The organism is Bradyrhizobium sp. A5 (assembly GCF_042076515.1).
In the GTDB taxonomy this organism is placed as follows: Bacteria; Pseudomonadota; Alphaproteobacteria; order Rhizobiales; family Xanthobacteraceae; genus Bradyrhizobium; species Bradyrhizobium cosmicum.
Genome location: NZ_CP148990.1, coordinates 3,539,722 through 3,556,570, shown reverse-complemented (window position 1 = coordinate 3,556,570; position 16,849 = coordinate 3,539,722). Strand labels below are relative to the sequence as shown.

Here is a 16,849-nt window from a genome sequence, read left to right as displayed (position 1 = left end):
CTCGGCTTTCGGTTTCAGGTTGCAGGTGGAACGGGGGAAGCGACGACAGGCTTGCCGCCGGCGGTGATGACGGTCGCGGGACCCTTGCCGCCGGTGCGCATCGAAGGCGATGACAATGCCTCGCGCTTCTCCCGCTTCAGCCGCACCTGGATCATGTGCGGGCAGCGGTGATCGTCGTAATAGAGCTCCTGGCAGTGCATGCAGTAGATGCACTCATTGACGTTGATATGACCTTCGGGATGGATCGACTGCACCGGGCATTCCTTGGCGCAGCGTTGGCAAGGCGATCCGCATTCCTCCCAGCGGCGGAGCCATTCGAACGTCCTGATGCGGCCCGGAATCGCAAGCGCCGCGCCGAGCGGGCAGAGGTAGCGGCAGAAGAAGCGCTCGATGAAGAGGCCGATGACGAGCAACGCCACCGCATAGAGGACGAACGGCCACTGCCGCGCGAACTTCAGGATGATCGCGGTCTTGAACGGCTCGATCTCCGCGAACCGCTCGGCCATATCGACGGAGTAGAGCGACAGGCCGAACAGCCCCAGGAAGATGACGTATTTGACCGGCCAGAGCCGCTCATGCAGCCCCCAGGGCACGGTGATCTGCGGCACCTTCAGCCACTTTGCCACCGTGTTGGTGAGCTCCTGCAGCGCGCCGAAAGGACATAGCCAGCCGCAGAACGGCCCGCGTCCCCAGAACAGCAGGCCCCCCGCCGTCGCAGCCCATAGGATGAAGATCAGCGGCGCGGCGAGAAAGTACTCCCAGTGGAATCCGGTCACCAGCGCATTGGTGAAAGTGACGACGTTGACCACGGAGAGTTGCGCGTTAGCGTACCAGCCGAGCCAGACCAGAACGAAGGCGAGGTAACCTCGCCGAACCCATGTGTAGAGCACCGGGCGGCGCACGAGCAGATTCTGGAAGAAGAAGATGCCGGTGAGGGCGGCCAGCATAAAGCCGGTAATGCCGATCGAGACCGTGCTCGATCGCCAGATCCGCATCCAGAGCGGCTCATCTACCTCCGGCGGCGGGGCGGTGGCAACGGGCGCCGACGATGCCGGGGCCGCGGCGTTCGCTGGCACCGTCACCGCGCGCTGCTCACGGCGTATGTAGCGGTCGGGCAGGGTGTAGTTGAGGTCGAAGGTCAGGAATGCCTTGTCGCGTCCGCCGAGGCTGCGCTGCACCAGCAGCTGAAGCTGCCATGGCTGCGTCGGGTCCAGCGTGAACTCGGGAGGCGTGACGAACAGGCCGATCTCCCTGAACTCCGGCGCACCGGCAGCTGCCAGCGCACCAAGACGCGTATGGTTGCGGTCGCGAAAGCGGGTGCTGTTGCCTTCCTGCAAAATCTCGATGCGATCGAAGATGCCCCCGCGGACATAGGCCGACCCCTTGAAAGAGTAGGGGCCGTTGCCGGCGACGACGATCGCTTGCTGCCCGGGCTTCAGGACGTCCTTCAGCCGTCGATAGCCGTCCTCTCCGAGCAGGCTGCGCCCGACCGTCGGCGCCGTCACGAGCGCCGCATAGAGATCGATGAAGTCGTCGCTTGCGTCGCCTGGTTCGGGATACTGACTCGCCGCAGCGTTGCCGGACTTTGCAAAGGCTTCATTGACGTCGCCGATGCCGAGATGAAGCCGGCGCAGTGAGCCGTCGCCGACGAGGCTCTCCCAGTCGCGAATTTCGCTCTGTTCGAGATCGAGAGTCTTGATGACCGGGGGCAGGGCCGCGGCAGCCGGCGCGCCGTCTCCGCCACCGACACGACCGCTCCGGATGAGCTTGGATGCCGCGCGGACGACGCTGTCGCTCATCACCAGCACCGTGACGGTGGCGCCGCTCACGATGTCGATCTGCGGCGGGCTCTCGGCGCCACGCGCCACCGGTTTCATGTCCTTGCCGATCAGCGCATTCATGGCGGCAACGATGCGCGCTTCCGGAATGCCGACCAGCACGATCGGCTCCTTGTGGTCGACGAGCTTCACACCGGTGATGACGCCGTTCGGGTCGATGCCCGCCAACATGTGGATCGGCTTGCCCGAGTAGCCGACCGCGTTCGCGAAATCGGAGTTGAGAAAGACAAACCCCTGGAGCTGGTCGCCGCGGTAGACCGGCATGATGGGTGGATCGCCCTGCGGCGGGCCGAAACGATCCGCCCCCGGGAAAAACTCCGCGGGCGAGATCTTCGGCAGATATGTCTGCAAGTCACCGGCAGCGTGTGCGGGCGAGATGTACGCCAGACACAACAACATCAGGCTGGCCAGCGTGACCGCTGCAAGCGTTGCCAAGTTCCTGGCGTCGTTCGCCCGCTTCAACATGTCACCTCAAATGCGAACTGCACGGCCAAGTGCGCCGCGGGTGCCGATCCATCTTAGTCGATGATTTGTCGTCGCTGACGTGCAACAATCAGCGCGGGTAAGTCGCATCTGTCAAGCCTCGGAAATATATTTCGTGTTGGTCCGACGCTCGATCAGAAGTCCGAATATGGGAATCATCGTCATGCCGTTGCTGCGCACGTCGTTGCTGTGCTCGGAGCCTGCGGGTGTATTGAAGTCTCTCGACGAGCTCTTTGCGCTTGCGCATACAATGGAGCAGGAGGCTGCAAATCGGTACGATAGTCTCTCGGAAGAGATGCGCCGCCAGGGCAAGGACGATCTCGCGGGCGTATTCGCGCACCTGGCTTCCGCCGAGCGCGAGCACGTCGACAGCGTCACACGGTGGTCGCAATCGCGCCGTGGCAAGGACCCGGATCCCGCACTGGTACGCTGGGATGCGCCGGAGACTCTCGGTGAGGAAGCCGCGGCGGAGCTGAAGACCTCGCGGTTGATCACGCCCTACCGCGCGCTTGCAATGGCGGTCCGCAACGAAGAGCGCGCCTTCGCCTTCTGGTCCTACCTGGCGGCCTATTCCAATGATCCCGAAATCAAGAAGGCATCCGAGGCCATGGCCAAGGAGGAGCTTGGCCACGTTGCCACGCTGCGAAGGGAGAGGCGCCGCGCCTATCATGCCGATCAGGAGCATGGGGGCACCAAAGGATCGCCGGCCGCATCAGCCCAGATCGATGCACAAAGGCTCGAACTTCGCCTTGCCGACCAGCTCGCCGATCTCGAGCAGCGCCTGAGTGGGCCGGCCGCCGTCCGGACACGGGACATGCGTCGGGAGGCGGCCGGGATGGCCGACGAAGCCGCCCATGTCGGGAGCTTCCCGGCTTCGCTGGAAGGAAAGGATGCGCTGGAGATCGCCGAAGTCCTGGCCGACAGCTACCTCGACGGCGCGGACCGCTCGGACGATTCGGCGCGGGTCGAGGTCCTGCAAAGGCTGGCGGAGAGGGCGATCTCCAGACTGGCCTGGCTGCGATCGCTTTCGCCGGGTTAGCGATCGGGCCTGCCTGCCCGAGTCCGGTGACGCTTTCGTAGAGCTCATCGAACGATGAAACTGCGAGATCCCGGAGCGCCTGGGGATTCCGGGAGGCCTCCCAACTGAACCGACTGAAAACCGTCGCACCGCACCGGCACGATCTCCACGACCGGGGACGGTGGGCGCCCGCCGAGCGCAGAGTGGCCCAATCCGATCCCGATTGAGCAAGGACAAGGCGCGCCCAAGATTGATGGCCCCAATATCCATGATTCGCATAAGGTATATTATGGAATATATTTATATACAATTCTATCAGACACTTAGACAAAGATCCTGCCACAGCGCCTTCGCTCCAGGCCTCTTTCCGGCTTGAACCTCAACCGACGCCGCAGCGTTTGACGGCTACTGTGCATGGGGTTGTTTTCGCATTTTTTGTCCGACGCATCTGCCGAAAGCCGATATTGCCGCGACGTTGTCCGGCTGCAATAAGCGAGCTTCGCGAGATCGCAGATGACCTTCTGGCCCGACGTCCGTATAGGTTTGCATCTCACAACAAGAACAAACTTCCGAGGAAGCAGACCCATGATTTTTTCCCGACGCACGCTTCTCAAGGCCTCCGCCGCGACCGCCGTCTTTGGCGGCGTCAGCGCGCCTTATGTGGCCCGTGCCCAGGCCGCCGAGTTCACCTACAAGTTTGCCAACAACCTGCCGGAATCGCATCCGTTCGTGGCGCGCGCCCGTGAGATGGCGGCGGCCATCAAGACCGAGACCAATGGCCGGTTCGACATGCAAGTGTTCCCGAACAGCCAGCTCGGCTCCGACACCGACATGCTGAGCCAGGTGCGCTCCGGCGGCGTCGAGTTCTTCACGCTGTCCGGCCTGATCCTGGCGACCCTGGTGCCGGCGGCCTCGATCAACGGCATCGGCTTTGCGTTCCCGGATTACCCCACGGTCTGGAAGGCCATGGACGGCGACCTCGGCGCCTATGTGCGCGGCGAGATCAACAAGGCCGGCCTCGAGGTCATGGACAAGATCTGGGACAACGGCTTCCGCCAGACCACGTCCTCGACCAAGCCGATCAACGGTCCGGACGACTTCAAGGGCTTCAAGATCCGCGTGCCGGTGTCGCCGCTGTGGACCTCGATGTTCAAGGCGTTCGACGCCTCGCCCGCCTCCATCAATTTCGCCGAGGTCTATTCGGCGCTGCAGACCAAGATCGTCGAGGGCCAGGAGAACCCGCTGGCACTGATTTCGACGGCAAAGCTGTACGAGGTCCAGAAGTATTGCTCGATGACCAACCACATGTGGGACGGCTTCTGGTTCCTGATGAACCGCCGCGCCTGGGCTGCGCTTCCGGACGACATCAAGACCATCGTCGCCAGGAACGTCAACGCCGCCGCCGTAAAGGAGCGCGAGGATACCGAGAGGCTCAATATCAGCGTCAGGCAGGAACTGACCGGCAAGGGCCTGCTGTTCAACCAGCCCGAGGTCGGGCCGTTCCGCGACAAGCTGCGCTCGGCCGGCTTCTACAATGAGTGGAAGGGCAAGTACGGCGAAAAGGCCTGGGAGCTGCTCGAAAAGTCCGTCGGCAAACTGTCGTAACGCGCCAGCAATAGGGCCCTTGCCATGGCTCATGTCGAGATGACGCCAGCCGTGGCCGGCGAGGTGGCTCAGTCCCCTCGCCGCCGGTCCCTGCTCGGCTCCATCGAGCTTGCACTCAAATGGCTGGTCGAGATCCCGGCGGCGATCCTTGTCGTCGCCGAGATCGTGATCCTGTTTGCCGGCGTGGTCTCGCGCTACGTGCTGCATGCGCCGCTGGTGTGGTCCGACGAGTTGGCCTCGATGCTGTTCCTGTGGCTGGCGATGCTGGGCTCGGCGGTCGCATTCCGCCGCAGCGAGCACATGCGGATGACGGCGCTGGTCGCGAGCGCCGGTCCCAGGCTCTGGGCTTATCTCGACGTAGTCGCGACCTGTGCGGCGCTGGCGTTCCTGCTGCTGATCGTGCACCCGTCCTATGAATACGCCTATGAAGAGAGTTTCATCACGACACCGGCACTCCAGATCTCCAACACCTGGCGCGCGGCCGCGCTGCCTGTGGGCATCTGCCTGATGGTGCTGTTCGCGCTGCTGCGGCTCGCCCGCGTGGGCGATCTCAAGACATTGCTGACCGCCGTGGCAACGATCGTCGTGTTGATGGGCCTGTTCTGGTTCGCGCAGCCGCTGCTCAAGCCGCTCGGCAACATCAACCTCATCATCTTCTTCGTCGGCGTGGTCGGCCTCTGCGTGTTCGCCGGCGTACCGATCGCGTTCGCCTTTGGACTTGCGATCTTCGGCTATCTGGCGCTGACCACGCGGACCCCGTTGATGGTGCTCGTCGGACGGATGGACGAGGGCATGAGCCACCTCATCCTGCTCTCGGTGCCGCTGTTCGTATTCCTGGGGCTCCTGATCGAAATGACCGGCATGGCGCGGGCCATGGTGGCGTTCCTGGCAAGCCTGCTCGGCCATGTCCGCGGCGGCCTGCACTACGTGCTGGTCGGTGCCATGTACCTGGTCTCCGGCATCTCCGGTGCCAAGGCGGCTGACATGGCGGCCGTCGCGCCGGTGCTGTTTCCGGAGATGAAGCAGCGCGGCGCGAAGCCCGGCGATCTCGTCGCCCTGCTCGCCGCCACCGGCGCCCAGACCGAAACCATTCCGCCGAGCCTGGTGCTGATCACCATCGGCTCGGTCACGGGCGTCTCGATCTCGGCGCTGTTTACCGGCGGCCTGCTGCCGGGCGTCGTGCTGGCGCTGACGCTGTCGGGGCTGGTGTGGTGGCGCTACCGCGGCGAGGATCTCAGCCACGTCCGGCGCGCCACGTCGGGCGAGATTGCACGCACGTTCGTCGTCTCCATCCCTGCCCTGGCCCTGCCCTTCGTGATCCGTTACGCCGTCGTCGAAGGCATCGCCACCGCGACGGAAGTCTCGACCATCGGCATCGTCTATGCGCTGGTCATCGGGCTGCTGATCTACCGCCAGTTCGACTGGCGGCGGCTCTTGCCGATGCTGATCGAGACCGCCTGCCTGTCCGGCGCGATCCTGCTGATCATCGGCACTGCGACCGGCATGGCATGGGGCCTGACCCAATCCGGCTTCTCGCGGGCGCTGGCGGCCTCCATGACCGGCCTGCCCGGCGGCTCCGGCACCTTCATCGCAGTCTCGATCCTGGCCTTCGTGGTCCTGGGCAGCGTGCTGGAAGGCATACCGGCCATCGTGCTGTTCGGGCCGCTGCTGTTTCCGATCGCGCGCCTGGTCGGGGTGCACGAGGTGCACTACGCCATGATCATCATTCTGGCGATGGGTATCGGGCTATTCGCCCCGCCGTTCGGCGTCGGCTATTATGCCGCCTGCGCCATCGGAAAGGTCGATCCGGCCGAAGGCATCAGGCCGATCTGGGGCTATCTGCTGGCGCTGCTGGTGGGATTGATCATCGTCGCGGTCTTCCCCTGGATCTCGATCGGATTCCTGTAGAGGGCGGCGTTCAAGGAGGGTGTCGATGAGCGAGCGGCAGAACCAGTACAATATCGGCCTGGACAAAACCCCCGCCAACTACGTGCCGCTGAGCCCGCTGAGCTTCATCGCGCGCAGCGCCGCCGTCTATCCCGATCACGTCAGCACGCTCTATGAGGGCCGCAGCTTCACGTGGCGCCAGACGCATGAGCGCTGCAAGCGTTTTGCCTCCTGGCTTGCCGGCAAGGGCATCGGCGTCGGCGACACCGTCGCGGCGATGCTGCCGAACATTCCGGCGATGAACGAGGCGCATTTCACGGTGCCGATGACGGGTGCCGTACTCAACGCGCTCAACATCCGTCTCGATGCGCCCTCGATCGCGTTTCAGTTAGACCATGGCGGCGCGAAAATCATTCTGGTCGACCCCGAATTTTCCGGCGTCATCACCGATGCGCTCGCACAGATGAAGGGACCGAAGCCATTCGTTGTCGATGTCGACGATGCGTCCTTCAAAGGCGGCAAGCGCATCGGCGAGATCGAGTATGAGGCCGCCATCGCGCAAGGCGATCCGGACTTCGTCGCGATCCCGCCGCGCGACGAATGGGACGCCATCGCACTGAGCTACACCTCGGGCACGACAGGCAATCCCAAGGGCGTCGTCACCCATCATCGCGGCGCGTATCTCAACGCCGTCAGCAATATCCTCGCGGGCAATCTCGGCCAGCACCCGGTCTATCTCTGGACGTTGCCGATGTTCCATTGCAACGGCTGGTGCTTTCCCTGGACCATGGCTGCAGCCGCGGGCATCAACGTCTGCCTGCGCAAGGTCGAGCCGACCAGGATCTTCGAGTTGATCAGGACGCACGGCGTCACCCACATGTGCGGCGCGCCGATCGTCTACAACACGCTGATCAACGCGCCCGATGCGCCGAAAGGCAACGCCGGCCGCCGCGTGGTCGGGCTGATCGCCGGTGCAGCACCGCCGGTTGCTGTGCTCGAAGGCGCGGAAAGCATCGGCATCAAGCTTACCCACGTCTATGGCCTGACCGAGGTCTACGGCCCCGCCTCCGTTTGCGCCGAGCAGCCGGGCTGGGACGAGCTTCCGCCCGCCGAGCGCGCGCGGATGAAGCGGCGGCAAGGCGTGCCCTACCCGCTCGAGGAAGGCGTCACCGTCATCAACCCGCAGACCATGCAGCAGGTGCCACGCGACGGCGAGACCATCGGCGAAGTCATGTTCCGGGGCAATATCGTGATGAAGGGTTACCTCAAGAACGAGAAGGCGACGAAGGAAGCGTTCGAGGGCGGCTGGTTTCACACCGGCGATCTCGGCGTGCTCGACGAGCACGGCTACGTCACCATCAAGGATCGCTCCAAGGACATCATCATCTCCGGCGGCGAGAACATCTCGTCCGTCGAGGTCGAGGACATCCTCTATAAGCATCCGGCCGTGCTGTTCGCAGCCGTAGTCGCAAAGCCCGATCCGAAATGGGGCGAGGTGCCCTGCGCCTTCGTCGAGCTGAAGGACGGCGCGAGTGCGACCGAGGCCGACATCATCGCCTTCTGCCGCACGCATATGAGCGGCTTCAAGACGCCGAAGGCGGTCGTGTTCGGACCAATCCCGAAGACGTCCACGGGCAAGATCCAGAAATTCCTGCTGCGCAACGAGGTTGGCTCGGCGAAGGCGATCACCGCCTGAGCCCTGCTCCGGCCTCAGACACATTTTGAAACACGAACTGTGTCTGCGCGGTGAATGTGCGTCGTCCTGAAACCGATCGCGCGGGTTTGACGACATCGCGACACGACAGGAAAAGATTGGAAAGCGTTAGAGACGCATTTACGTTTCAGTTCCGTCGGATTCGCTGTTTCCACATGATTCGCCGCGCGGGCTGCGCGGCCGGCGACCGGCGCTGTTGGGGCGCTTCATGCGGTTGGTGTCGTGAGCGCGGACGTGCGTGCGCGTCTGCCGCTGCTGCTATTGACGGCCGGTCTGCTGCTGCCGCGCGCGGCTGATGCGCAAGTCATGCGCGAGTTCGGCGCGTTTTCGGGGGCGCAAGGATTCGGATCGCCGAGCCCGAATGTGCCGGCCTATGGCGTCAGCAATTTTTCGGGCGCTGGATATGGCGCTCCGCAGGCGCAGAGTTTCCCGGGCGCCTGGTTCGGCAATGGCGGCGGCGTGCAGCCGGGCTATGGCTGGAACGGCGAGCCGCAGCAGGGTCTTGCCGTCGATGCGCGGTTCGGCGGCCTGCGGCAGTCTTTGGGCGGCGGCACCGACCGTGCCTCGCGGACCGAGACGACGCAGGCCACGTTTCTGGCGATGACGCAGTTCACGCAGACCCTGCTAAATCCCGCCATCGACGGCCGCGGCATCGGGCTGGCTGAATTCGACGCCGAACTCTCCGCCTACACCGCGATGGGGAATGATCCCACGCACGGCGGCATCGGCCGCGAGGCCTATGCCGCGCTCTACGGCAAGCCCTCACTTGCGACGGCCCAATGGAGCGTCTGGGCTTCCGGCTTCGCCGGATCACAGGTGTCGACTGGCGGCAGCGGCGCCGCCAGCCGGAGCTTTGGCACCGTGATCGGCGCCGACTATGCACTCTCGCCGCAGACGCGGATGGGCTTCGCGCTCGCCGGCGGCGGCACCGGCTTTGCCAACAATTTTTCGAGCGGCCGCTCCGATTTGTTTCAGGCCGGCGCCTTCGCTAGGCATTCGACTGGATCGGCCTATGTCGCAACCGCGCTCGCTTACGGGTGGCAGGCCATCACCGGCGATTATCAGGCGACGCCGGCAGGCACCGGCCAGCTCAACGAGGCCATCAACGCCAACGCCTATTCCGGTCGGATCGAAGGCGGCTATCGTATTGCCACGCGCTGGCTCGGCATCACACCCTATGCAGCCGCGCAGATCACAACTTTCCGTCTGCCCTCCAATACGGCGCAGCCGGCCTACGCCGTCGATGCATCGCCGGCCGCGCTCGGCAGCGACAGTTTCACCGACAGCCGCACCGAACTCGGCCTGCGTACGAACACGTCCTTCGCGTTGCTCGGTAGCGTGATGAACCTGCGCGGACGATTAGCCTGGGCGCATGATTTCAGCGCCGGGCAACCGATTCCGGCGGCGTTCCAGTCGCTGCCCGGCCAGGGCTTTCTCGTTGGCGGCACGGCACTGGCGCCGAACGCCACGTTGACCGGCGTTGCGCTCGAGCTACGGGACTCGAGCGGCTGGTCGGCCTCGGCGAACCTCGACAGCGAAGTGTCGAGCCTGGTTCGCTCCTATACCGGCAAGGCAGTGCTCCGCTACGCCTGGTAGACCGCCTAGTGCGTCTCCAGCCGCAGCCCGTCATAAGCCGGCACCACGCCTGATGGCAGCGATTGCCGGATCACCTCGTAATCGACGTCGGCGGTCATGTTGGTGATGACAGCGCGCTTCGGCTTGAAGCGTTCGATCCAGGACAGCGCGTCGTTAATGCTGAAATGGCTTGAATGTTGGGTGTAGCGCAGACCGTCGACGATCCAGAGGTCGAGATTTTCGAGCGCGCCCCAGCTCTCGCGCGGAATGTCGTTGAGGTCCGGCGTGTAGGCGGCGTTCCCAATGCGATAGCCGAGCGCCGGGATCTGGCCGTGCTGCACCAGGAAGGCCGTCATGGTCACGGCACCGCCCTTCCCCAGAATGGTCTGCTCTTCGCCCGCCTCGATCGAATGCAGCGTCAGGATCGGCGGATAGTCGCTGCCTTCCGGCGAAATGAAGCAGTAGGAGAACCGCGACAGGATATCCTTGGCGGTGGACTGGTTGAAATAGGTCGGGATGCGCCGGCGCATGTGCATGACGACCGAGCGAAGATCGTCCATGCCGTGGGTCTGGTCGGCGTGCTCGTGGGTCAGGAACACCGCGTCGATGTGGTCGACATCTGTCGAGAGCAATTGCTCGCGCAAATCCGGCGAGGTGTCGATCACGATCCGTGTGGTGCCGTGCTCGGACTTCCGTTCGACCAGCAGCGAACAGCGCCGGCGGCGGTTCCTGGGATTCTTGGGATCGCAGGCACCCCAGCCGAGTGCCGGGCGCGGTACGCCGGCGGAGGAGCCGCAGCCCAGGATCGTCAGCGTCAGCGTCATGCGGCTCCCAATCTCAAGCTTTCACCTTGGAGAACAGGCGGAAGAAGTTTTCGGTGGTCTGGCGTGAGATCTCCTCAAACGACACGCCGCGCGTCTCGCCGAGCACCTTTGCGACCTCGACCACATAGGCCGGCTCGTTGCGTTTGCCCCGAAACTTGCCGGGCGCAAGATAGGGCGAGTCTGTTTCAACCAGAATACGGTCAGACGGCAGTTCGGCCGCCAGCGCGCGCAGGGCTTCCGACTTCTTGAAGGTCAGGATACCCGTGAAGCCGATGTAGAGACCGAGCGACACCGCCTTCAGCGCCAGTTCGCGCCCACCCGTGTAGCAATGCAGCACGGCACGAAACGATCCCTTCGCCGTTTCCTCTTCCAGGATACGGGCGCAGTCTTCGTCCGCCTGGCGGGTGTGGATCACCAGCGGCAGACCAGTCGCGCGAGCGGCTGCGATGTGGGCGCGAAAGCCCCTCGCCTGCGCCTCCGGCGAGCCATTGTCGTAGAAATAGTCGAGACCGGCCTCACCGAGCGCGACGACCCTGGGATGCTCCGTCAGCGCGATCAGTTCGTCCGGCGAAATGCCGTCCTCCTCATCCGCATTGTGCGGATGGGTGCCGACCGAGCAATAGACATCGTCGTAGCGCCCGGCGATCGCCAGAAGCTGGTGCAGCTTTCGCACCCGCGTCGAGATCGTGACCATGCGGCCAATGCCGGCCGCACGCGCACGCGACACGATCCCGTCGAGATCTTCCGCGAAATCCGGAAAATCCAGATGGCAGTGACTGTCGACCAACATCGCGCGAGCGCCTTACGCAGCCGGCTCGATGTAACGCGGGAACGCCGGTGTCGGCGCCGGCAGCGTCGAGCCCGGTGCAATGCGCTTGGCATCGCCAAGCGCAGCGAAGTTCCGCTCTTCCGCGGGGATCCCGAGGCTGTCGAGCAGCAATCCGGAGGCGGTCGGCATCGCCGGCTGGGCCAGGATCGCGATCTGGCGCACGACTTCGGCGGTGACATAGAGCACCGTCTTCTGTCGCGCCGGATCGGTCTTGGCCAGCGCCCACGGCGCCTCGCCCGCGAAATAGCGGTTGGCTTCCGCGACCACGGCCCATACGGCGTTGAGCCAGTGATGGATCTGCTGCGTCGCCATCGCTTCGCGGCTCGCCGCGATCATGCCGTCGGCCATCGCCAGGATCGCCTTGTCGTTGTCGCTGAACTCGCCGGGCTCCGGCAGCACGCCGCCCAATTGCTTTGCGACCATCGACAGCGAGCGCTGTGCGAGGTTGCCGAGGTCGTTGGCGAGATCGGCATTGATGCGCGCGACGATGGCTTCGTGGTTGTAGTTGCCGTCCTGGCCGAACGGCACCTCGCGCAGGAAGAAATAGCGCATCTGGTCGACGCCGTACTGGTCGGCAAGGTTGAAGGGGTCGACGACGTTGCCGACCGACTTCGACATCTTCTCGCCCCTGTTGAACAGGAAGCCGTGGGCATAGACCCGCTTCTGCACGGGGATCCCGGCCGACATCAGGAATGCCGGCCAGTACACCGCATGGAAGCGGATGATGTCCTTGCCGATGATGTGCACATCGGCTGGCCAGTAGCGCCAATTCTTGTCGCTCTCGTCGGGGAATCCGACGCCGGTGATGTAATTGGTCAGCGCGTCGACCCAGACATACATCACGTGCTCTTCGTCGCCCGGCACCTTGACACCCCAGTCAAAGGTCGTGCGTGAGATCGAGAGATCGCGCAGTCCACCCTTGACGAAGCTCACCACCTCGTTCTTGCGCGAGTCCGGTCCGATGAAATCAGGGCGTTCGGCATAGAGCTTCAGCAGCTTGTCCTGATAGGACGATAGCCGGAAGAAATAGCTCTTCTCGTCGACCCAGTTCACCGGCGTGCCCTGCGGGCCGAGGCGTACGCCGTCGTCGTTCAGGCGGGTCTCCTCCTCGGCGTAATAGGCCTCGTCACGCACCGAATACCAGCCGGAATAGGTGTCGGCATAGATGTCGCCGTTCGCCTCCATGCGCCGCCAGATCTCCTGGCTGGAGCGATGGTGCTGCTCTTCAGTGGTACGGATGAAACGGTCGAACGACACGTTCAGACGCTCGTCCATCTCCTTGAAGCGGGCCGCGTTGCGGGCGGCCAGTGCGGACGGAGTGAGGCCCTCGTTCTGCGCGGTCTGGATCATCTTCAGGCCGTGCTCGTCGGTGCCGGTCAGGAAGAACACGTCCTTGCCGTCGAGCCGCGCAAAGCGCGCCAGCACGTCGGTCGCGATGGCTTCATAGGCGTGGCCGATATGCGGGCTGCCGTTGGGATAGGCGATTGCTGTCGTGATGTAGAAGAGATTGTCGCGCGCGGGGGCGGCAACGGGCGCAGTGACCTGCGCCGCCGCGACGGGATTCGGAACGCGCGGCGCCTTCGGCTTGGCAGTTTTCGGCGGCGTGGCGACAGGAGCCGGTGCGGCGGTCACGGCGGGAGCAGTCACCCTCGCCGTCCTGGCCACCTTATTCGCTGGAGCCTTGTTCTTCCCGGAGGCCTTGGCTGGCTTGCTGGCGGTCCTTGTCTTCGAAGTCTTCTTTGCGACAACCTGCTTCTTCGCAGCCTTCTTGCCGGCCTTATTTGCCGTCTTCGCGGCGCTCTTCTTCACGCCCTTCTTTGCAGCGGCTTTCTTGCTTTTCTTTACCTTCTTGGCGGCCTTGGACGCGCGCGTTTTTGCAGCCTTCTTCGCGACTTTCTTCACGGCCTTCTTGGCAGCCTTTTTCTTCTTGCTGCTTTTGGCTTTGACGGTTTTCTTAGCTCGCGTGGCCACGACGAATTCCTTTACCGGCTTCTCGAAATTTGGAAACGAACCTGCGTTAGGTCATTGGTTTGAGCATGATCCTCTTGCAGAACGGCTGCACAATTTTCCGGATCATGCTCTAGCGCGTTGCGTCCGCCAGCCAGCCGAACACCGAAAAAACCAAGGGCTTTCGCTCCAGATTGTAGGTCTCGGTGTCGCGCGCGGCGCGGACGATCTTTTCCCATACCTCAGCTAGCCGCGCAAGGCGCGGCAGGTTCTGGTTGGCATTGGCCTCGTCGACATGCAGCCGTTCCGCGATCCAGCGGTCGATGCCGTCGACGAAAGCCGCCAGCGCGACGCGGTCGCTGGTCCCGAGCGAATCGCCGAGCGTGTGCAATTCGCGCGGATCGACCTGCGGAAGCTTCGCCAGCAGCGCCGCCGTACGCTGCTGAAGCTTCAGGGCATCACCGCCAAGCAGCGTCAGCGCCCGCGCGACGCTGCCTTCGGAGGCCTCCGCCGCTTCGCGCAGTGCGGGATCGTTCGGGTCGAGGTCGGCGGCTGCGGCGGCGGCACCAATCACATCGTCGGTTGCGAGCTGGCGCAGGCGCAGCTTTCTGCAGCGTGACTGAATTGTGGCGAGCACGCGTGCGGGCGCGTGGCTTACCAGCAGGAACAGCGATCGCTGCGGCGGTTCCTCGAGAATCTTCAGGAGCGCGTTGGCCGCATTCGGATTGAGCTCGTCAACGGTGTCAACGATGCAGACGCGCCAGCCTTCTGCCGCCGCGGTCGAGCCGAAGAAGCCGATCGTCTCGCGCGTCTCGTCCACGGTGATCACGGTGCGCATCACGCCGCGGTCGTTGGCGGTGCGCTCCAGCGTCAACAGGCCGCCATGGGAGCTGGCCGCAACCTGCCGCGCCACGGCGTCGTCCGCGTCGATCGCAAGAGTCTCGGCGCTCTGCACGGAAGGCGAAAGCGGCTGGCCGCGGGCGAGCACGAAGCGCGCCATGCGATAGGCCAGCGTCGCCTTGCCGATTCCCTGCGGCCCGCCAATCAGCCAGGCATGCGGGATACGTCCACTGCGATAGGCTGCGAGCAGCGCCGCTTCGGCCTCGCGATGTCCGAACAGCAGGCTCGTCTCACGCGGATGCGGAATGGCGGAGTCGCGCTCGACCTGACGCCGGCTCATGCGGACACCACCGAAGCGGGCGTCGGCAGGAGGCGATCGCGCAGCGCCGTCCAGATACGTGCGGCCACCGTGTCGGGATCAGAATTGGCGTCGATCAGCACGCAGCGATCAGGATCGTCCGCGGCGATCTTGCGATAGGCCTCGCGCAGCCCTTGGTGGAAGCTGAGCTTCTCGCCTTCGAACCGGTCAGGCGTGCCGCTGCCGCGGCGTGACGCTGCGCGCTGCAGGCCGATCTCGACGGGCAGGTCGAGGATGATGGTGAGGTCCGGCTTGAGATCACCGATCGTGACTCGCTGCATGGCGTTGATGAGGCCGACCGGAACGCTGCCGAGGCTACCCTGATAGGCGCGCGTCGAGTCATAAAAGCGGTCGCACAGCACCCAGGCGCCATGGTTGAGCGCGGGCTGGATCACGGTGCGGACATGGTCGTCGCGGGCGGCGGCGAACAGCAGCGTCTCGGCCTCGGGCCCAAGCAGCTTGCCCATGCCTGACAGCACAAGATGGCGCATGATCTCGGCGCCGGGCGAGCCGCCCGGCTCGCGCGTGACGAGGGTGCGCATCCTCGCCGCCTTGAGGCGGTCGGCGAGCTTCTTGATCTGGGTCGACTTGCCCGTCCCCTCGCCGCCTTCAAAGGTAACGAAGCGTCCCCGTCCGGACGGCCGCTGTCCCGCGCGTTCACTCATGATCAGAGCTTCTCGGCGCCTGCGCGGAACATGCCGATCACGAGCTCGCTGGCGCCGTCGATCGCGCGGCGCATGGTCGAACCGGTGCCGACCGCCTCGGCCGCGTAGACCGGCGTCTCCACCGCGATGTTGCCGCTGCGCCAGACCCTGACCACGCCGACCTTCTGGCCGGCCTCGATCGGGGCGCGCACCGGACCGCTATAAATGACGCGGGCGATCAGCTTATCGCTGCCGTTCTTGTGCACCATCACCTTCACGGGCGTCTTGGCCACCAGCTTCACCGAGCGGCTCTCGCCACCGAACACCTTGGCGTAGCCGACCTGCTGGTCGGCCGCGATCAGCGCGCGGGTCTCGAAATTGCGAAAGCCCCATTCCAGCATCTTCTTGGCTTCCGTGGCGCGATCTTCGGGGTCTTCCAGGCCGTTGACGACGACGATCAGCCGCGTGCCGTTCTGCACCGCCGAGCCGACCATACCGTAGCCGCCTTCCTTGGTGAACCCGGTCTTCAGTCCATCAGCGCCTTCCATCGAATTGAGCAGCGGATTGCGGTTGGGCTGGCGGATCTTGTTCCAGGTGAACTCCTTCTCGCCGAACAGTTTGTAGAATTCGGGGAAGTCCAGGATGATGTGCCGGGCAAGAATGCCGAGCTCGCGCACCGTCATCTTGTTGCCGGGATCCGGCAGGCCGTTGGAATTGCCGAAGGTCGACTTCGTCATCCCGAGCTCGCGGGCGCGCTTGGTCATGAAGTCGGCGGCGAAGATCTTCTCGTTGCCGGCGATGCCTTCAGCCAGCGCGATGCAGGCGTCGTTGCCGCTCTGGATGATCGCGCCGTGCAGGAGGTCGTCGACCGAGACCTTGCTGTTGATGGCAGCGAACATGGTCGAGCCGCCCGACGGTGCCCCGCCCTTGCGCCAGGCATTCTCGCTGATCCGGTACTCGTCAGTCAGCTTGACGTCGCCCTTCTTGATGGCATTGAAGACGACCTCCGCCGTCATCAGCTTCATCATGCTGGAGGGCGCGCGCAGCTCGTCGGCGTTCTTCTCGAACAGCACGCTGCCGCTGGAGGCTTCGATCAGGATCGCGGTGGGCGCGTCGCCGTCGAAGCCGGACTCCTCCGCCTTCTTGGCGCCCTGGACGCTCTGGTTGGCAGCATAAAGCGCCCCGCCCGAGCCGATGGCCGCTATTAGAACCGCAGCAATCAGTCCGCGCGCCAGCATTCCGGCCGTGAACCGGTTGCGACGAAGCGGAAAAAGACGAAATGCCATG

At 64.3% G+C, this 16,849-nt stretch carries 12 protein-coding genes; 5 read left to right on the top strand and 7 right to left on the bottom strand.

Annotated elements, in window-relative coordinates; translation table 11 throughout:
• Positions 1-14: 14 nt before the first annotated feature.
• Positions 15-2,303: a 4Fe-4S binding protein gene (locus tag WHZ77_RS17010; protein WP_375308994.1), complete on the bottom strand. Its 2,289-nt coding sequence runs from the start codon at positions 2,301-2,303 to the stop codon at positions 15-17.
• Between the two features lie 166 nt (positions 2,304-2,469).
• Here WHZ77_RS17010 and WHZ77_RS17005 point away from each other — a divergent pair, with 166 nt between their 5' ends.
• The 5 genes from WHZ77_RS17005 (at position 2,470) to WHZ77_RS16985 (ending at position 10,141) form a co-directional block, all read left to right on the top strand.
• Positions 2,470-3,360, top strand: a complete 891-nt coding sequence (locus tag WHZ77_RS17005) for a ferritin family protein (protein WP_375308993.1) — start codon at positions 2,470-2,472, stop codon at positions 3,358-3,360.
• A gap of 564 nt (positions 3,361-3,924) precedes the next feature.
• Positions 3,925-4,944: a TRAP transporter substrate-binding protein gene (locus WHZ77_RS17000; protein ID WP_375308992.1), complete on the top strand. Its 1,020-nt coding sequence runs from the start codon at positions 3,925-3,927 to the stop codon at positions 4,942-4,944.
• A 24-nt stretch (positions 4,945-4,968) separates the two neighbouring features.
• Complete coding sequence (locus tag WHZ77_RS16995; RefSeq protein ID WP_375308991.1) at positions 4,969-6,852, top strand: TRAP transporter large permease subunit; 1,884 nt, start codon at positions 4,969-4,971, stop codon at positions 6,850-6,852.
• A gap of 25 nt (positions 6,853-6,877) precedes the next feature.
• Positions 6,878-8,527, top strand: a complete 1,650-nt coding sequence (locus tag WHZ77_RS16990) for an acyl-CoA synthetase (RefSeq protein ID WP_375308990.1) — start codon at positions 6,878-6,880, stop codon at positions 8,525-8,527.
• A 252-nt stretch (positions 8,528-8,779) separates the two neighbouring features.
• A complete protein-coding gene (locus tag WHZ77_RS16985; protein WP_375308989.1) occupies positions 8,780-10,141 on the top strand; it encodes an autotransporter outer membrane beta-barrel domain-containing protein in 1,362 nt (453 codons plus the stop codon).
• 5 nt (positions 10,142-10,146) lie between these two features.
• Here the strand turns inward: WHZ77_RS16985 and WHZ77_RS16980 are convergent, their stop codons facing one another.
• The 6 genes from WHZ77_RS16980 to WHZ77_RS16955 all read right to left on the bottom strand — a co-directional run bounded on the left by WHZ77_RS16980 (position 10,147) and on the right by WHZ77_RS16955 (position 16,848).
• Positions 10,147-10,944, bottom strand: a complete 798-nt coding sequence (locus WHZ77_RS16980; protein ID WP_375308988.1) for an MBL fold metallo-hydrolase — start codon at positions 10,942-10,944, stop codon at positions 10,147-10,149.
• A gap of 13 nt (positions 10,945-10,957) precedes the next feature.
• Positions 10,958-11,734 carry a TatD family hydrolase gene (locus tag WHZ77_RS16975; protein ID WP_375308987.1) on the bottom strand — a complete coding sequence of 259 codons (777 nt, stop codon included), beginning with the start codon at positions 11,732-11,734 and terminating at the stop codon, positions 10,958-10,960.
• Between the two features lie 12 nt (positions 11,735-11,746).
• Positions 11,747-13,744: a methionine--tRNA ligase gene (metG, locus tag WHZ77_RS16970; RefSeq protein ID WP_375308986.1), complete on the bottom strand. Its 1,998-nt coding sequence runs from the start codon at positions 13,742-13,744 to the stop codon at positions 11,747-11,749.
• A gap of 109 nt (positions 13,745-13,853) precedes the next feature.
• Positions 13,854-14,900: a DNA polymerase III subunit delta' gene (locus WHZ77_RS16965; protein ID WP_375308985.1), complete on the bottom strand. Its 1,047-nt coding sequence runs from the start codon at positions 14,898-14,900 to the stop codon at positions 13,854-13,856.
• Positions 14,897-15,583, bottom strand: a complete 687-nt coding sequence (tmk, locus tag WHZ77_RS16960; RefSeq protein ID WP_375308984.1) for a dTMP kinase — start codon at positions 15,581-15,583, stop codon at positions 14,897-14,899. Before tmk ends, WHZ77_RS16965 begins: the two co-directional genes overlap by 4 nt.
• 2 nt (positions 15,584-15,585) lie before the next feature.
• Positions 15,586-16,848 (bottom strand): D-alanyl-D-alanine carboxypeptidase family protein, encoded by a 1,263-nt coding sequence (locus tag WHZ77_RS16955; RefSeq protein ID WP_375308983.1) that lies wholly within the window; start codon positions 16,846-16,848, stop codon positions 15,586-15,588.
• Between the last annotated feature and the right edge of the window lies 1 nt (position 16,849).

Bases quoted from the DNA above. Each gene is read 5' to 3' on its own strand.
- WHZ77_RS17010 (WP_375308994.1), bottom strand. From the start codon at position 2,303: ATGTTGAAGCGGGCGAACGACGCCAGGAACTTGGCAACGCTTGCAGCG.
- WHZ77_RS17005 (WP_375308993.1), top strand. From the start codon at position 2,470: ATGGGAATCATCGTCATGCCGTTGCTGCGCACGTCGTTGCTGTGCTCG.
- WHZ77_RS17000 (WP_375308992.1), top strand. From the start codon at position 3,925: ATGATTTTTTCCCGACGCACGCTTCTCAAGGCCTCCGCCGCGACCGCC.
- WHZ77_RS16995 (WP_375308991.1), top strand. From the start codon at position 4,969: ATGGCTCATGTCGAGATGACGCCAGCCGTGGCCGGCGAGGTGGCTCAG.
- WHZ77_RS16990 (WP_375308990.1), top strand. From the start codon at position 6,878: ATGAGCGAGCGGCAGAACCAGTACAATATCGGCCTGGACAAAACCCCC.
- WHZ77_RS16980 (WP_375308988.1), bottom strand. From the start codon at position 10,944: ATGACGCTGACGCTGACGATCCTGGGCTGCGGCTCCTCCGCCGGCGTA.
- WHZ77_RS16975 (WP_375308987.1), bottom strand. From the start codon at position 11,734: ATGTTGGTCGACAGTCACTGCCATCTGGATTTTCCGGATTTCGCGGAA.
- WHZ77_RS16965 (WP_375308985.1), bottom strand. From the start codon at position 14,900: ATGAGCCGGCGTCAGGTCGAGCGCGACTCCGCCATTCCGCATCCGCGT.
- tmk (WP_375308984.1), bottom strand. From the start codon at position 15,583: ATGAGTGAACGCGCGGGACAGCGGCCGTCCGGACGGGGACGCTTCGTT.
- WHZ77_RS16955 (WP_375308983.1), bottom strand. From the start codon at position 16,848: ATGGCATTTCGTCTTTTTCCGCTTCGTCGCAACCGGTTCACGGCCGGA.